The organism is Spirosoma gilvum, from assembly GCF_054776815.1.
The window spans coordinates 120,171-138,205 of sequence record NZ_BAAHBH010000014.1 but is presented as its reverse complement, the minus strand read 5'-3'; the positions used below and the strand labels follow the sequence as shown (position 1 = coordinate 138,205).

Genomic DNA, 18,035 nt, shown 5'->3' with positions numbered 1-18,035 from the left:
GGCGATTGGTCTGAGTAAGATTAGTACTTATCTGTAGTACTTCAAAACTTACCAGGAGGTTGCCAATACCTTTGTTGAATCCGTAAACAAATTCATTAAACCAATTTTAAACACGCATGTTAAACACATTAGGCGCCAGTGTTGCCCTTACCGCACTGCTCTTTACCAGCCATTTAGGTCCCGGCACAGGTGGCAACGAAGGACAAAAAAATGCTGCCATTCACCATCACTCCGTCAAAGCAACCACTTTTACCGTCGACCCAACTCAAAGTACGATCAGTTGGAACTCAAAAAAAGTAGGTGGTCAGCACAACGGCATCGTAAAAATCGCCAAAGGGCAACTCGGTATGGCTGGCAATAAACTAACCGAAGGTACCTTCGTTGCCGATATGACGACCATGCGGGATGTCGATAAAGGAGAAGCCAATCCGTTCAACGAACGACTGGTCAATCACCTGAAATCGGAAGACTTTTTTGGGGTCGAAAAATACCCGACATCAACGTTTACCATTACCAGCGTAAAACCCATTAGTGGAGCCAAAGCAGGCGAGCCCAATTATACCATCAGTGGTGATCTGACCATTAAAAACACGACCAAACCACAGACGTTTCCGGCTACAGTCAATCTCACCGGAAATATGGTTCAGGCTACGGCTAAGCTTACAGTCAATCGACTGGATTACGATATTAAATACCGGGCTGCCATTATCGGTACAGCGGCTGATAAAATTATTGATGACACCTTTGCACTCGACCTGAAAATAGTGGCGGCCAAAACCAGCATCTAATCGCCCTAAATCCATGTAAGTAGGTCATTGAAAATACATTAGGTTATTTTTTGTCATGCTGACGAAGGAAGCATCTTCGGTAGTCAGATAAAAGGTCATCTCCGGAGATGCTTCCTTCGTCAGCATGACAAAAACACTTTTGTAGCATACTATAAACTATTTATACTTGAGTACTTAAATCCTATGCCGACGAACCAGAACAACATTCAAAAAGAAGACATCAAACAGGAAGTGTTTGACCTGTATGATGACTATGCCCACAACCGGATCGACCGGCGGGATTTTGTACAAAAGCTATCGACCTATGCCGTTGGTGGACTTACGGTTACCTCGTTGATGAGCTTTCTGATGCCCGATTACAAGGGAGCCATTCAGATAAAAGCCGATGACCCCCGCTTGAAATCAGAGACTATTCAGTATCAGTCGCCCAAAGGAGGGGGAACGATCAAAGCGTTATTGTCGATGCCAGCCGATACAAAAAAGAAGCTGGGTGGCATTGTCGTCGTGCATGAAAACCGGGGGCTGAACCCGCATATCGCCGATGTTGCGCGACGGGCGGCACTGGCTGGCTTTGTTTCGATTGCCCCTGATGCGCTCAGTCCGTTGGGCGGCTATCCGGGAAATGACGACGACGGCCGTGCCATGCAAAGCAAACGCGACCGAAATGAAATGCTTGAAGATTTCATCGCGGCCTACGATTATCTGAAAAACGATAAAGACTGCAACGGTAAAATTGGCGTGGTCGGTTTTTGCTTCGGTGGCTGGATTTCGAATATGATGGCCGTCCGTATCCCCGGCTTATCGGCAGCAGTTCCCTTTTATGGCGGGCAGCCACCGGTTGAGGATGTCCCTAAGATTAAAGCGCCTTTGCTCTTACACTATGGCGAGCTGGATAAAGGGGTGAATGCGGGCTGGCCAGCCTATGAAGCGGCCTTAAAGGAGAATAAGAAAGACTACACCGCATACATCTATCCGAATGCTAACCACGGTTTCCATAACGATACCACCCCTCGTTATGATAAAGCCGCTGCCGAACTTGCCTGGAAGCGTACGGTCGACTTCTTTAAGGAGAAATTGACGTAGTCTCTAAGCACTGCTATTTAATCAGGGTGTCCATGTCGATCAATCGATTATGGACACCCTGTTGCTTTCAGTCAGTAATACATACCTGGTCGACCAACTTGTTACCCGACGTTTCACAATAAAAAAACTGCGTCAAATAAGGTATTCAAGGAATCATTTTTGGCCTGGCAACGCTGTGAAGTTAGAAACGACCGTAGTTTTACTTTTTAAAATGCATTGCATCAAGCAATATAAACCTGTGTAAAATGAGGAACCTTATTCCGATGATCGCAGCCGGAACCTTTCTGGCGTTCGCATCCTGTGGTCAGAGTGCATCTGAAAAAACAACGGCTTCTGCCGGAGCGCCCGTAGAAACCAAAGACCCTAATTCGGCCTACAAATCAGCTTTTGCGGGCCAAACCCGAATTGCCGGGGTAAAAACTGCCACCAGCTACGAAGGCAAAGTACTCACGGAAAGTCTGAAAAGCCCCTGGGGTATTACCAGTCTGCCCGATGGGCGTTTACTGATAACGGAAAAAGAAGGTACGATGCGTATCGTGACCTCTGCCGGTAAAGTCAGTGAGCCAATCACCGGCCTTCCAAAGGTAAACCCCTCGGGTCAGGGTGGACTGTTGGGCGTTCGCGTCGATCCCGATTTTGCCAGCAATCGGATGGTGTACTGGGTATTTTCTGATCCACTGCCCGAAGGAAACCTGACGGCCGTTGCCAAAGGAAAACTGTCGGCCGATGAAAAAACGATTGAGAACCCAACTGTCATTTATCGCGCTACACCGGCTTACAAAGGCAATCTACACTATGGCGGTCGGATTCTGATCGACAAAAGTGGCAATCTGATCATCAGCACCGGGGAGCGCTCGGATTTAGTCACTCGCCCTCAGGCTCAGTCGCTAAACTCGGGTCTGGGCAAAGTGATCCGCATCACGAAAGAAGGCAAACCGGCTTCCGGCAATCCATTTGACGGCCAGGCAGGTGCCAGACCCGAGTTGTACTCGTATGGGCACCGGAATGTACAGAGCCTCGCATTTGATCCCGTTACGGGTGACCTATGGGAAGGCGAGTTTGGCCCCAGAGGTGGCGATGAGATCAATCATATCAAACCCGGCAAGAATTACGGCTGGCCAACTATTACTTATGGTATCGAGTACAGTGGGTCAAAAGTAGGCGAAGGCATTCAGCAAAAAGAGGGTCTTGAGCAACCGGTGTATTATTGGGACCCATCGGTATCGCCCAGTGGCATGACCTTTTACAGTGGCGATCTGATTCCCGAATGGAAGAATAACCTGTTTGTGGGTACGCTTAGCGGGATGCACATCGCCCGGCTCGTTATTAAAAACGATAAAGTGGTAGGCGAAGAGCGCTTGCTGGCTAATGAGTACCAGCGTTTCCGGGATATTACCCAGGGCAAAGATGGGGCCTTATATGCCATTACGGATCAGGGCCGACTCTACCGCATTGGTAAAAAATAGCCCTGTGAAACGGCTGCTCAACAGCTAAAAATCACTCAGTAGGCCAGCGTATATCGAGTTGCGATAGACGCTGGCCTTTATCTTCCTCTATAAGCCTGTATAAAACTTTTCAAATCCTTAAAAGTAGTAACTTGCCATAGACTTACAGGCTATAAGTCAGTGCACTCAACGTGTAGGTAGAGCTGTAGTCAAACTCAGTTATGAAAGTCCTTTTGGTTGAAGACGAAGAGCGATTGGCCTCCTTTATCCGCAAAGGTATTTCGGCTGAAGGGTACGAAGTGGATGTGGCGCATGACGGACGTGCGGGGCTGGGGCTGTTTCGCAGTAATGTCTACGATATTATCATTCTGGATGTCAACTTACCGCTGCTGAATGGCTTTGACCTGTGCCAGTTGATCCGTTCCGAAAATGAAGCCATACCGGTTCTGATGCTGACGGCCCTGGATAGCCTATCCGATAAAACGGACGGTTTCAACGCTGGGGCCGACGATTATCTGGCCAAACCATTTGAGTTTCAAGAACTACTCTTACGGCTCCGGGCACTTACGCGCCGGAACGGCCCCAAACAGAAACAACGACTCCAGCTAGCCGATCTGGAGCTGAATCTGGATACTAAAACCGTAAGTCGGGCAGGTAAACGCATTGACCTGACCACCCGCGAATACGCCCTTTTGGAATACCTGATGCTCAACAAAGGCAAGATCATTTCGCGGGTAGACATCAGCGAACGGGTCTGGAGCCTCAACTTTGATACCAACACCAATGTCATCGATGTGTACATCAGTTATCTGCGTAAAAAAATCGACAAAGACTTTTCGCCCAAACTCCTGCACACCATTGTCGGCATGGGGTACGTTCTCCGGGAGGAGTAATTGGGCGAGGAGCAAGGGGCAGGGAGGAAAAAGAGGGGATAAAATATAGGATCTTAAGGTCGACACCCCGCTCCTTGCACCTTGCTCCTCGCTAGATAACGACAAACCCATGCTCATTCGTAATCGTCTGACGATCATTTTTACGCTGCTGGCGATGGCTATCCAGATTACGCTTTCGCTGCTGGTCTGGTATTTCTATTCGCTATATCGACAGGAGGAGTTTTATAGTCGGCTGGAAGGGAAAGCCCGCGTAGCCGGTCGGGTATTGATTTCCCGGCGGCACCTGCATGACGACTTTTTCAAGAACATGGTCCGGACCGATCTGCTCACGATTGTGGAGGAACAGATCAGCATTTTTGACCAGCGACACAATCTGGTTTTTACCAATCGCACCTTAAAAGAGTCTGATTATTATAAAGAAAAAATACCCCTGCTGGCCACCAACTCCCTGTTTGAATTTAAAATCGGCCACCTTGAATCCATCGTAATTCCGTATCAGGATCGGGGACAGACGTTCTATATTTTCGCTTCCGGCTATGACCGTATCGGCTTCGCCAAGCTAGGTACCTTACAGGAAATTCTATTACTGGCCAACCTACTCGGTTTCGCGCTGATCGTGCTGGCGGGGTGGTATTTCTCCGGTAAGGTATTGAAGCCCATTTCGCGGATCGTCGATGAAGTGGAGCAGATCACGGCTACCCATCTGCACAAGCGCGTGAATGAGGGCAATCAACGCGACGAAATTGCACAGCTTGCCATGACGTTCAACCAGATGCTCTTTCGGCTGGAAGATGCGTTTGTTTCTCAGCGTAGTTTCGTTTCCCATGCATCTCACGAACTGCGAACGCCGTTGACCAACACACTGGGCACGCTGGAAACCTCACTACGATACGACCAAAATCCAGCCGATTGGCGGGAAAGTATGGAAGTAGCCGTTGAAGAACTAAAAAAAGTGATCGCCCTAACCAATGGGTTACTTGGTTTGGCCAAAGTGACGGATGGCACCGTAGCCCTTACAACCGTTCAGGTTGACGATTGCCTGCTTACAGCCATTGGGCAGGTACAGGTCAGGTATCCAGGTCGGAAATTGCCACTTCAGTTCAAGACCAATGAAGAAGACGGTGCTTTTACGGTCAGAGGCAACCCTATGTTGCTGACCACTGTTTTTCTGAATGTGCTGGATAATGCCTGCAAATATTCCAGTGAAGCGGTGGCCGTCGACTTACAGTCTCAGGAGGGGCAGATTATAGTAACTGTCACCGACCAGGGACGAGGTATTTCTGAGAGTGACATCACGCACATTTTTGATCCGCTTTACCGGGGTAAAAACGTAGAGGGTGTACCGGGCTACGGTATTGGCCTGGCCGTTACGCAAAAAATTATTGACTTACACCAGGGGCAACTTCAAATTGATTCTGTGATGAATCAGGGCACTTCAGTTATCATTCGGTTGCCGGGTCTGCTTTAATCGTTCCGGTATTTTTAATCCTGAACCTGTTTAAACTTTTATTTGAGAGCGTTTTTTGTCATTCTGACCGGGACGCGTAGTCGAAGGAAGAATCTTAACGTATCCTTACTTTTCAGTCGAGAAACAGTAAGATTCTTCCTTCGTCAGAATGACAAAACATTCATTCGCAACATTTTCCGCAAAAGAAAAAGTTTAAACAGGTTCTTTAGTAAATCGTCAATTTGTTGGTTGTTTTACCCCTAAATCCCCTGAAATTCATTAGACGAATCAAGCACACTCCTTTAATCCTGTTTTAATCTATTTAAAGCCAATCGCTAAACTTTAATCAATAAGTAGGCTCATTAAAATATTAAATATAATTTTTCAAACACATAAGCTTATTTTTATCCAAAAAAAGGGGTTGAGATTATAATCTTTCCAATAGTTTTTAATTTCCCTCTCATACCGTTTTAATGTCCGGGCGCTTCATTTGTGTAGCTCAACGCATAAATAAGCTATGCAACGCCGGTATTTCCCTTCTATTTTGCTGTATGGTCTTGGCCTCGCACTGGCACTTTCGCTGGTGTACAATGGGGTCTTGCTGTATGAGCAAAATCACCTGCGGAATGCCTACGAATACGAATTAGGTAATTCCATTCATCCGCTGGACCGGGTCGACTGGCAACAGCAGTTGTTAGAATGCAAGCGGGCTAACCAACAAAAAGACAGCCTGATCCGGCAACTTGAGCAGGCCCCCAATGCTCCACCCGACAAGGTAGCGGCCTTTCGACACCCTTTAGCCAAATCTAAATAAGGGAGTGTCTTCTCCAGAACCATTCGCCATAGGCTCCCGACCAATACCCACCTTAAAAACTGTCATTTACGTGTAAATAAAGATTATGAAAAATAGAATTTTCGTGCTCACCCTCTTGAGCTTATGTGCACTGCTGGGTAATACAAGCTGTTCACACAAAGAAGAAGAAAAAGAAGAAGAGACTAAGTTCTCAGTCACCAGCCCATTACAACGAGACACCACGATCACCAACCAGTACGTGTGTCAGATTCGATCGATCCAGCACATCGAATTACGGGCGCTGGAAAAAGGCTACCTCCAGAAAATCTTCGTAGACGAAGGGCAATATGTCAAAAAGGGGCAGCTCATGTTCCAGATTCTGCCCATTCAATACCAGGCCGAGCTGCAAAAAGCAGAAGCAGAAGCCAATTTCGTTGGGGTAGAGTTCCGAAACACAAAGGCGCTGGCCGACAGCAATATTGTCTCGAAAAATGAATTAGCACTGGCCAAAGCGAAGCTCGACAAGGCAAACGCGGAAGTGTCGCTGGCCAAAGTACACCTCGGTTTTACGGAAGTACGGGCTCCGTTCGATGGCATCATGGACCACTTCCAGGTACGGTTGGGTAGCCTTGTCGATGAAGGCGACCTGCTGACGACCTTATCCGACAACAGCCAGATGTGGGTGTATTTCAACGTTCCAGAGGCTGAATACCTGAATTATAAGACCCACGCTCAACAGGAGAACCTGAATCATGTGAATCTGCTCATGGCAAACAATCAGGTGTTCAAGCACCCGGGTGTCGTGCAGACCATTGAGGCCGACTTCAACAACGAGACGGGTAATATTGCGTTTCGGGCCACCTTCCCCAATCCCAACAGCCTGTTGCGCCATGGCGAAACCGGTAATATCCTGATGACGTTGCCGCTTCGGAACGCGCTGATCATCCCTCAGAAATCTACCTTCGAAGTTCTGGAAAAGAAGTATGTCTATGTGATCGACAAAGACAACAAGGTTCGATCTAGAGAAATCGAGATAGCTGCCGAACTGCCGCACATCTTCGTGGTTAAATCGGGGCTGAAAAAAGATGATAAGATTCTTCTGGAAGGCTTACGGCAGGTACGGGAAAATCAAAAGATCGCATACAAATTCGTTCAGCCTGAGTCCGTTGTCTCTCATCTGGAATTATATGCCGAATAACCAGCAACACTAAAAACCAGAAGACATGTTTAGTAAATTCATACGCAGGCCTGTATTCGCTATTGTAATATCGGTAATGATAGTCTTCATAGGTGTACTGGCTATCAAGAAGTTACCTATCTCTCAATTCCCGGATATTGCGCCGACCACTGTCAATATATTCATTGCCTATCCTGGCTCTAGTGCCGACGTACTGGTAAAGTCCACGCTGATTACGCTGGAACAGGCCATCAATGGGGTGCAGGACATGCGCTACATTGCCACTGATGCCACCAGTGCCGGTGAAGCTACCCTGCGGATCATTTTTGAACCGGGAACAGACCCCAACGATGCCGTTATCCGGGTAAAAACCAGGGTTGACCAGGTCATGCCGCTGCTGCCCGAACTGGTACAACGGGAAGGGGTTATTATTACGCCGATCCAGCCTAGTATGCTCATGTACGTCAATCTCTATTCCAAGGAAAAGAGTATGGACGAAAAATTCCTGTTCAACTACGCTACGGTGAAGATGATCCCCGAAATTCAGCGGACCCGTGGGGTTGCCCGGGCGCAGATTCTGGGTAGCCGTCGGTATGCGATGCGGGTGTGGCTAAACCCGGAACGTATGCGGGCCTACAATATCTCCGTCGAAGAAGTGATGAAGGCTATTGGCGAGCAAAGTATCATTGGCCGACCAGGCCGGATCGGTCAAAGCTCCGGTATAGCCGCTCAGTCGCTGGAATATGTACTGACTTACAAAGGCCGGTATAACAAGCCGGAAGAGTATGAAGGGATAATTATTCGGGCCAACTCACAGGGTGAAAGCATTCACTTACGGGACATTGCCAAGGTCGAATTGGGTAGTGAATTCTTCGATATCTATTCGAACCTGGATGGCAAGGCCTCAGCCGCTATTGTGTTGCGGCAGAACTATGGTAGTAATGCCAGCGACGTAATTGAAGAGGTTAAAAAGAAACTGGAGGTCATGAAAGAGTCGTTCCCTCCGGGCATGGATTATCAAATTAGCTATGACGTATCGAACTTCCTGGATGCGTCGATCGAACAGGTAATCGATACCCTGCGCGATGCGTTTATCCTGGTGGCGCTGGTCGTGTTCATCTTCCTCGGCGACTGGCGGTCAACGCTGATTCCGATCCTTGCAGTTCCGGTATCGCTGGTGGGGGCTTTCTTTGTGATACAGGCGTTTGGGCTTTCCATCAACCTGATTACGCTCTTCGCGCTGGTACTGGCTATCGGTATTGTGGTCGATGATGCCATTGTGGTGGTGGAAGCGGTGCACGCCAAGATGGAAGAAAAGCCGCACCTATCTCCCTTTGGCGCCGTCAGGCAAGTACTGGGTGAAATCAGTGGTGCTATTATCGCTATTACGCTGGTGATGGTGTCGGTATTCCTGCCGATCTCGTTCATGTCGGGTCCGGTCGGTACGTTCTATCGTCAGTTCTCGATTACGATGGCTAGTTCCATTGTGATTTCAGCCCTGATCGCCCTGACACTGACGCCTGTATTGTGCGCTATGCTGCTGAAAAATCATCACGGCCACGAGAAGAAGAAAAACCTCTTCACCCGGGCGCTCGACAGTTTCAACAATGGGTTTGAACGAATGACCGGTCGCTACGTCGGCTTATTGAAACTGATCGTTAATCGTCGGGTTGTTACGTTTCTGATCTTAGGAGTCTTCTGTTTGGGTATTGCCTACGAGAACCAGATTCTGCCAGCCGGTTTCATCCCGAACGAAGACCAGAGTACGATTTACGGGATCATCCAGACTCCTCCGGGCTCTACCCTGGAAAAAACCAACGAGGTTTCCCGGCGACTTCAGAAAATTTGCGAAGAAGTTCCAGGTATCGAGTCAGTATCGTCACTGGCTGGTTATGAGATCATGACGGAAGGGCGGGGTTCCAATGCCGGTACCTGTCTGATCAACCTGAAACCCTGGGGAGATCGCGATAAGAACGTGAAGGAAATTATGGAAGAACTGGAGGCCAAATCGAAAGGTCTTGGCGCTACGGTCGAGTTCTTCGAACCGCCAGCCATTCCAGGTTTCGGTACGTCGGGCGGTTTCTCGATGCGCTTGCTGGACAAGAACACCGACACGGACTATCACTTGTTCGATAAAATCCAGAAGGAGTTTATGGATAACCTGGCCAAACGGAAAGAGCTGACCGCGCTGTTCTCCTTCTTTGCCGCCAACTATCCACAGTACGAACTGGAAATCGACAACAACCTGGCCATGCAGAAAGGCGTGTCTATCGGAAAAGCGATGGACAACCTGAACATCATGATCGGTAGTACCTACGAACAGGGCTTTATCAAGTTCAACCAGTTCTTCAAAGTATATGTACAGGCCGATCCGAGTTTCCGGCGGTTGCCCTCTGACCTGCTGAAGCTTTTCGTGAAAAACGAAGCGGGCGAAATGGTACCGTACTCGTCATTCATGACCTTGAAAAAGGGACAGGGACCGAACGAGATTACCCGGTTCAACCTGTACAATTCGGCCGCCATTCAGGGACAACCGGCCAAGGGTTATACGACAGCAGAAGCCATCGCAGCTATCCGGGAAGTGGCCGCCAAGAGCTTACCCAAAGGCTATGACATTGCCTTCGAAGGTCTTTCGTACGACGAGTCGATTCGCGGTAACGAAACCTTATATGTGTTCCTGATCGTGGTCGCCTTCGTTTACCTGGTGTTGGCCGCTCAGTACGAAAGCTTTATCATTCCGCTAGCCGTGTTGACCTCGCTGCCAGTTGGGATATTTGGTTCGTTCTTCCTGCTGAAAGCCATGGGGCTGGAAAATAACATCTATGCGCAGATCGGTCTGATCATGCTGGTGGGTCTGTTAGGTAAAAACGCCGTACTGATCGTGGAATTTGCCGTTCAGAAACGCCAGCAGGGCGAAACGATTCTGAACGCAGCCATCGAGGGAGCCCGGGTTCGTTTCCGCCCGATCCTGATGACCTCCTTTGCTTTCGTGGCTGGTCTGATCCCGTTGATTCTTGCCAAGGGAGCAGGCGCTATTGGTAACCGTACAATCGGTGCATCGGCTATGGGTGGCATGGTGTTCGGGACCATTTTCGGGGTCATCATCATCCCCGGTTTATACTACATCTTTGGGAGTCTGGCCGATGGCCGCAAGATGATTAAAGATGAAGAAGACGAGTCGTTAACCGAGAATCTGGTTCATTCCGTAGACCATTTCCCACAACCTGAAGAAAGTGAAGTCAATGACTAATAAGCGAATAGGAAGTTACTTCGGGATTGCACTTTCGATCCTGATTGCTTCGGCCTGTAATGTACCCCGTGCGGTCACAAGAACAGAAAACAAGAACGTTCCTGCGAGCTATAATGGCTCGCAGGACTCTACAAATACGGGAAAGACGCTCTGGCGCGACTACTTTACCGACCCTAATCTGGTCGCTCTGATTGACACCGCTTTGCGCAACAATCAGGAACTGAATATCACCTTACAGGAAATTCAGATAGCCAATAACGAAGTATTAGCCCGAGCCGGGGCCTACCGACCTTTTGTTAGCCTTGGGGGTGGTGCTGGTGTCGACAAAGTGTCCCGCTACACCAGTCAGGGGGCTGCCGATGAGGTGTCGGAAATTAAACCCGGTATACCCACGCCAGCCGTTCTGCCGAACCTGTATTTTGGCGCAACGGCAAGCTGGGAGGTAGATATCTGGCGTAAACTGCGGAATTCTAAAAAAGCCGCTGTTCAACGCTACCTGGGCTCTATTGAAGGAAAAAACTTCCAGGTTACCAATCTGGTTGCCGAAATCGCCAATTCCTATTATGAACTAATGGCGTACGACAACCAGCTCGATATTATTCAGCGAAACCTGGTTATTCTGAACAATGCGTTGTCCATTACGAAGCAGGAGAAGGAAGCAGCCAAGGTAACTGAGCTGGCTGTACGCCGGTTTGAAGCTGAAGTGTATAAAACGCAAAGCCTTCAATACGAAATTCAGCAGAAAATTGTTGAAACGGAGAACCACATCAACTTCCTGATCGGTCACTTCCCGCAGCATATTCAACGGAGTTCTCAGGGGTTCGGTGAGTTGGTACCCTCCAAAGTAAGTGCCGGTATTCCCCCTCAGTTGCTGGAAAATCGACCTGACATCAAACAGGCAGAATGGAATCTGGAGGCTGCCAAACTGGATATACAGGTGGCCAGAGCAAACTTCTATCCGTCCTTAACGCTTCGCGGATTTTTAGGTGTGATGGCCTACAATCCGTTGTACCTGGTGTACACACCCGAATCGTTAGTGGCATCGCTGGTAGGGGATTTAGTCGGGCCAATCATTAATAAAAACGAAATTACGGCTACGTACCGAAGTGCCAGTTCAAAACAGATCCAGGCCGTTTATAACTACGAAAAAACGGTACTGAACGCCTACATCGAGGTAGCTAATCAGCTATCGAACATAAACAACCTGGAGCAAAAATATACCTCGAAAAATAACCAGGTACAGGCGCTGACTCAGTCGACCAATATATCGCTCAAGTTGTTCACCTCGGCCCGGGCCGACTATATGGAAGTTTTGCTAACCCAGCGGGATGTTCTGGAAGCTCGTATGGAGCTGATTGAAACCCGGAAGCAGCAAATGAACGCCCAGATCAATGCCTACCGGGCGCTGGGAGGTGGCTGGCGATAAACCAATCTCTAGAGTTTACAAGAATAAAAAAGCCAGTCGACTGAACATCAACTGGCTTTTTTTATTCTTGAACCTGTTTAAACTTTTCCTTTTACAGAAAAATTAGGTGTGAATTTGAGATTCCGACCGTAGGGAGGAATCTCAAGTTTGCCTTATGGGGATGTTGAGATTCCTCCCTACGGTCGGAATGACAAATTCACACACTTATTGATCCAACAATATAAGTTTAAACAGTCTCCTTGTTAAAATATCACTTCACGATAAATAGCTTCTGGGTAACGATTTTCTCGAATTGAAAACGAAGCAGTTTAGCGCTTTTATCACTATTGTAGATTTGTCCCCCAATTGTCATTTCGACCGTAGAAACCTCAAGGTTGATTAATAGGGCCTTTGAGTTTTCTCCCTACGGTCGAAATGACAATTGGGGGACGAAACTTAAACCAGTTTCTTTCTACTGACTCGTTAGTCTCGTTTTACTCTGCTTTATGGCGGTCAGCAAATCGGTCAGCTCCTTTACTTTTTCCGGATGCTGCCGGTAAAGGTTTGTTGTTTCGAGTTGGTCGTTTGCCAGATTGTACAGTTGGCCGATGGGTTCGCCAGCCTGTGGTTTAAGCTCTTTGGGCTCAGTAAAGCCACCCGAACCAAGTCCTTCGATCAATTTCCAGTCGCCTTTGCGGATGGCATAAAAACCAATGGATGAGCTATGCACCACGCCTGGTTGATTGGGTACTTGTTTTGTTTTTCCCAGCAGCACGGGCAGAATACTATAACTGTCTTCGGGTGCGTTGGTTGCGCCGTTGCTACCCAGAATATCGGTACAGGTTGCCAGTAAATTGGCTAAGGTCGTCGTAGCGGCACTGACACTGCCCGCTTTTACTTTACCCGGCCAGCGAACGATGAGTGGGATGCGATGCCCACCTTCGAACGCGTCACCCTTCATGCCCCGAAACTCCCCAGCCGCTTTGTGATTAAACTGCTTCACGAAGTTTTCGCGCCAGTAAGGTCCATTGTCGCTGGCAAACAGAACGATGGTATTGTCGGCTAGCCCTGTCGCTTCCAGCGTGCGAAGCACCTCTCCTACTGCAGCATCAACCTGTTGCACAAAATCGCCATACTCCCCCGCTTTCGACTTGCCAGTGTATTCTTTTCTGGGCACCCAGGGCGTATGCGGAGCGGCAAATGGCAGGTATAGAAAGAACGGTTTTCGTGCCGTTTGGCGTTTCAGAAAGGCATTGGCTTTTTGAACAAAGGTGGGTAAGACCTCATGAAAATCAAACGAGGGCGACATTTTACCTTCACGCCAGAACGGCCCTGTATAGCCCGATTCCAGCTTATTACCTTTAGTATAGCCAGTCGGTAACTCGGTCGGCTTATGGTTTTCGAGGTAACAGTAGGGCGGCATGTCGAGCGAAGCGGGCAGGATGTACGAATAATCGAAGCCGACGGTATTAGGGCCTTGCGTCGGATTTCTCGTAAAGTCAATTACGGCCGTATCCATCTCGGTTTTGATGCCGTAGTTTTCGGTAGCCAGCAACTGTTCGGCCCCTTTTTTCGGAACCCAATCGAGCCCTAGATGCCACTTGCCAACGACTCCCGTTTGGTAACCATTTTGTTTTAGTAGTGAGGCCACTGTTAGCCGATCCTTTTCGATCAGCGTACGGCTATACCCCCGCAACACACCAACAGGCAGCCGACTACGCCAGGGATAGCGACCAGTAAGCAGCGCATAACGTGTGGGCGTACAAACCGACGAGGGCGAGTGCGCATCGGTGAAGCGCATTCCCTGCGCGGCCAGTTTGTCGATATTGGGCGTCGAAACCTGTCCATTCGGGTTATATGCCGACACATCGCCATAGCCCAAATCATCGGCCAGGATGTAAACGATGTTGGGCCGTTGTGCTTGCTCTGGCCTAGAAATCAGGCCGATACCGACGACCAAGCATCCCGTAACAGTAAAGACAAAACTCAGTCTAGCGAATCTCTTCATTGAATGATGGTTTAAACATAGAGGCACAGAGCACATGGAGATGAAAAGAAAACTCTGTGCTCTCTGTGTCTCTGTGTTTAATCAAAAAATTATATCCGAATACCCCAGTCGTTTTTCATCGGGCGGCCAAGCAGGGCATTGGCTTCGTCATCGTTCTTAAACTGCTCTTTCTTCGGATTCCATTGCAATGCGCGATTCAGTCGATACGCGATGTTACCAATGTTGCAAACCGAAGCCGTGCGGTGACCGATTTCGACATCACAGATCGGTTTGCTACGTTTCCGCATGGCATCCAGAAAGTCTTTGTAGTGGTTTTCACTCTTGTAGACGTGCTTCTCATTTTCGCCAATTACATGCGTGGCCAGTGAAGCGGGTGTTGTTTCCAGTTTCCGACGTTGTACGCGCAATTCCCCTTTAGTACCCGTAAACAGGATAGCATTGCTCCAGTCCCATTTTTCGTGAGTCATTTCAATACCATTTGCATACCGGTAGGTCAGGAACGGGTGATCTTTGCCATCGGGCGCGATCACTTCCACCGGGCCACTATCGTCCATATCCAATGCCCACTGCACAATATCGAACATGTGGGCGCCCCAGTCAGTCACCATACCCCCGCCAAATTCCCGGTAGTTCCGCCAGTTTGGAAATACATCTTTGGAGGTAGGTGGAGCCAGTTCGGAGTTGAACGCTACCGGTTCGTTGGGGCCGAGCCAGGTTGCCCAGTCAAGTCCATCAGGAATCGGTTCGGCAGGCAAGTCATAGGGTTTGGGCGGTGGACCTACGTTCACTTTGATATGCTTAATATCGCCAATGTAGCCATTGCGCACCAGTTCGGCCGTTTGCCGAAATTCCGGCCAGGAACGTTGCATACTACCTGTCTGGAAAACCCGGTTATGCTTTCGAGTCGCATTGACCATAGCCCGACCTTCTTTTACAGTCAACGAAAGTGGTTTTTCGCAGTAAATATCTTTTCCAGCTTCGGCGGCCCGAACGGCCACAGCCGCATGCCAATGGTCGGGAGTGGCAATCACCACGGCATCAATATCTTTCCGACCCAGCAGTTCCCGAAAGTCATTGTACACCGGAATATCGGAATACTTGCCAGACTCTGGATTCTTCTCGTAATGAGCCTTGATGCGGTCGAGGGTCAATTGCGCTTTGGCTTTGTACACCTCACTAATAGCCACAATCCGAGCTTCATTCGTACTCAGGAATGAGCCAGTCAAGCCACGCCCCTGTTTGCCGGTGCCGATAAAACCGAGCGAAATAATATCGCTGGGGGCTAGGTATTTCGAGCCATCGGGGCGTTTACCACCCAGTACAAAGCGGGGAACGATCATGAAACCAGCCGCTGCGGTGGCCGCTTTGCCGATAAATTCCCGACGGTTAAGAGCTTGTTTTTCTTCCATTGACTATGCTGATTAAGAGGTTCGTTTTAGGTTTACTTCAACTCGACCAGGTGTTTGCCAGCCTGTATATCGTTTACTACGAAAAAGCCATTTTGTGCCTCTTTCCTAATGAGTTTGCCGTCTAAATATAAACTCGTTTTTTCCAGCGACTGCGGCATATAAACCGTAGCTTTGCTGCCTCCGGGTACACTTATCGACATGGTTTCGGCTGTAGCTGTCTTCTTCATCGCGACGGTCACGGCTCCTTTTATCGTCGGAATGGTCGCGGTTGCCTGGGTCAGGTGGCCAGGCTGGGGTTTGATCTGAAACGTTTCGAAGCCCGGCGTCAGTGGTTCAACGCCCATTAGTTTCCGGACGATCAGATTGGCCGGAGCCGCTCCCCAGGCATGACTAAGGTCGAGGTTGGGTTTGAAGGCAATGTCCCAAGCTTCCATCGAAATGGTTGAACCGACCCGAATCATATTGTACCAGCTTCGTTGCGTGGTGGCCGTCATGAGGTCGAAGGCATAATCGCCCATACCTGAGTCATAAAGGGCATCCATCAAAAACTGAGAGCCATACACGCTGCAAGCCATCCGCCGACTTTTGATAAACTCCCGAACGGCTTTTACATCCTCGGCTGGAACCAGTCCAAAGGCCAGCGCAAACATGTTGGCATGTAGTGAGGAGTGGGTCGTTTCGTCACCGTCTTTGATCAGGCCCGTTTTTCCATCTCTAAATACGGTTCTGAATGCCGAATAGACCTCCTGCGCTTTGGTTTTATAGAATGCCGCGTCGTTGGGTTTGTGTAAGGCTTCGGCGATCTGCTGCATGAGTACCAGATTTCGGTAATAATAGGCGTTGATAACCGAGTTGTAGGTTGTGAAGACAAAGCCGTCGGTTTCGCCTTTATGCTCTTTTTCGGAGCTGATGTACTCGCCATTCTGGGGCCAGTCGACAATGTCGTGCAGGCCACGCCGACCATCGAAAAGCTTCGTAATGTGAATGGACGTCAGAAAATCGTCGGTTTGCTTGTTGGTTCGGGTGCTGATCAGTCCGTTTGGCCCAGCCAGCGGCATCAGGATTTTTTTCTGAAGTTCGGGGTAATAGGTCTGTAGTAACCGGTCGTCACCCGTATAGAGGTAATCATTCCAGGCAATCAGCACATTTTGCAGGCTCCATTCGGTGGGCCAGGTAGGATGATACAGCAGGTAGGTCATACTCCGGCGAGCCATGCTGTATTCGGCATCAACCGCGTAATGCGAAAGTTGGTTGATCAGTGCGTCGGCTTCGTAGGGAATCCGCTCGCGGTCGCCATCGACATAGTAGCCTGTAAAGCTGGTGGCTTTGATCGAGTATTTGCAGAGGTCCCAAATCTGGTTCAGTACGGTATCGCTGGACGTAAAGCTTGACATGGTTTCATCGAACGGGTAATGCACCATTGTCCGCTCCACCGACGATTGATCGAAGGGGCCTTTTACGTTGGAGACGGTCACGTAACGAAAGGGATATACCTCACCGATGTAGTCGGGCATCAATACTGGGTCGCGGCTGTTACGTTTGGCATCGATTGGCCAGTCAATCTTGTACGTATGACTTCCCTTTTTTACCGCTAACGCCGTTTTCAGGTAGCGAATTCGCTGACCGGCTTTTGTATGAATAGTGTAAGGGGCAGCTATGGCTTCGCCAACTTCAACCCAAACGGTATCGTTGGCGGGGCTATCGAGCCGAAGCGTTAACTGACACAGGGCATCTTTCCCAAAGTCCAGAAAATACGTGCCGGGGCTCGTTTTATGAATCGATTTTGGTTTTTGTGGTTCGGCTACCAGCGGATAATGGGTGAAACGTTCGGCGGGGTCTGGCTCACCATAATAAAACGAAGCGGGTTGGGCGAACGATGTCGTTTGCCCTTTCGCGTACGAAGCCTGAACCGTCCAGTAGTAGACACTGCCTGCCATAAGCGGTTTACCAGCATACGTCGCTCGGGTTTGTCTGGCGGCCTGGCGGTTCGAGTCCCAGTAATCGGCCTTGCCGGGTACTAACAAGGTTGGTGATGAGGCCACCAAAATCCGGTAGGCCGACTGTTGGGGCGCTTGCCTGTCCAACTCCCAGCTAAACGAAGGCTGCTTGCTGGTGATACGGGCAAACTGGTACTTCTCTGGCTGTTTGGCAGCCTCGTTCAAATCAGTCGCTACCGGAACCCCATGCTGGCTAACGGCCTGTGTCTGTAGCAACAGATCACACCGGAGACGCACTGGAGCCGGTAGTGACTGGCTAAAGGCGAAGTTTGCCAGAAGGGAGAGTATAAGTAAAAAAAGAGGTCTTATCATTAAGTATTGATGGACGCCTAGGTTATGA

General features: G+C 49.2%; 12 protein-coding genes. 9 read left to right on the top strand and 3 right to left on the bottom strand.

The genetic code is table 11. From position 1 onward, the window contains the following. Positions 1-116 precede the first annotated feature (116 nt). The 9 genes from ACYVFD_RS30030 (at position 117) to ACYVFD_RS29990 (ending at position 12,302) form a co-directional block, all read left to right on the top strand. Positions 117-788, top strand: coding sequence for a YceI family protein (locus ACYVFD_RS30030; protein ID WP_461094301.1), 672 nt, complete (start codon positions 117-119; stop codon positions 786-788). Positions 789-971: 183 nt separating this feature from the next. Further along, on the top strand, positions 972-1,871 hold the full coding sequence (locus ACYVFD_RS30025) for a dienelactone hydrolase family protein (RefSeq protein ID WP_461094299.1): 900 nt from the start codon (positions 972-974) through the stop codon (positions 1,869-1,871). Between the two features lie 245 nt (positions 1,872-2,116). Then, positions 2,117-3,337 carry a PQQ-dependent sugar dehydrogenase gene (locus tag ACYVFD_RS30020; RefSeq protein WP_461094297.1) on the top strand — a complete coding sequence of 407 codons (1,221 nt, stop codon included), beginning with the start codon at positions 2,117-2,119 and terminating at the stop codon, positions 3,335-3,337. 200 nt (positions 3,338-3,537) lie between these two features. Then, entirely contained in the window at positions 3,538-4,209 is a 672-nt protein-coding gene (locus tag ACYVFD_RS30015; RefSeq protein ID WP_461094295.1) for a response regulator, read from the top strand. A gap of 109 nt (positions 4,210-4,318) precedes the next feature. Continuing rightward, positions 4,319-5,677 (top strand): HAMP domain-containing sensor histidine kinase, encoded by a 1,359-nt coding sequence (locus ACYVFD_RS30010; protein ID WP_461094293.1) that lies wholly within the window; start codon positions 4,319-4,321, stop codon positions 5,675-5,677. Positions 5,678-6,173: 496 nt separating this feature from the next. Next, a complete protein-coding gene (locus ACYVFD_RS30005) occupies positions 6,174-6,470 on the top strand; it encodes a hypothetical protein (protein ID WP_461094291.1) in 297 nt (98 codons plus the stop codon). Between the two features lie 85 nt (positions 6,471-6,555). Then, complete coding sequence (locus ACYVFD_RS30000; protein WP_461094289.1) at positions 6,556-7,647, top strand: efflux RND transporter periplasmic adaptor subunit; 1,092 nt, start codon at positions 6,556-6,558, stop codon at positions 7,645-7,647. A 25-nt stretch (positions 7,648-7,672) separates the two neighbouring features. Then, positions 7,673-10,876, top strand: a complete 3,204-nt coding sequence (locus ACYVFD_RS29995) for an efflux RND transporter permease subunit (RefSeq protein WP_461094287.1) — start codon at positions 7,673-7,675, stop codon at positions 10,874-10,876. Next, positions 10,869-12,302 (top strand): TolC family protein, encoded by a 1,434-nt coding sequence (locus tag ACYVFD_RS29990; RefSeq protein WP_461094285.1) that lies wholly within the window; start codon positions 10,869-10,871, stop codon positions 12,300-12,302. Before ACYVFD_RS29995 ends, ACYVFD_RS29990 begins: the two co-directional genes overlap by 8 nt. A 451-nt stretch (positions 12,303-12,753) precedes the next feature. On the opposite strand, the gene ACYVFD_RS29985 is transcribed toward ACYVFD_RS29990, so the two are convergent. The 3 genes from ACYVFD_RS29985 to ACYVFD_RS29975 all read right to left on the bottom strand — a co-directional run bounded on the left by ACYVFD_RS29985 (position 12,754) and on the right by ACYVFD_RS29975 (position 18,007). Further along, on the bottom strand, positions 12,754-14,289 hold the full coding sequence (locus ACYVFD_RS29985) for a sulfatase family protein (protein ID WP_461094283.1): 1,536 nt from the start codon (positions 14,287-14,289) through the stop codon (positions 12,754-12,756). Positions 14,290-14,378: 89 nt separating this feature from the next. Beyond that, a complete protein-coding gene (locus ACYVFD_RS29980; protein ID WP_461094281.1) occupies positions 14,379-15,698 on the bottom strand; it encodes a Gfo/Idh/MocA family protein in 1,320 nt (439 codons plus the stop codon). 32 nt (positions 15,699-15,730) lie between these two features. Next, the gene (locus tag ACYVFD_RS29975) at positions 15,731-18,007 is read right to left on the bottom strand and encodes an alpha-L-rhamnosidase-related protein (protein WP_461094279.1); all 2,277 of its coding nucleotides are present in this window, start codon (positions 18,005-18,007) and stop codon (positions 15,731-15,733) included. Positions 18,008-18,035: the final 28 nt, after the last annotated feature.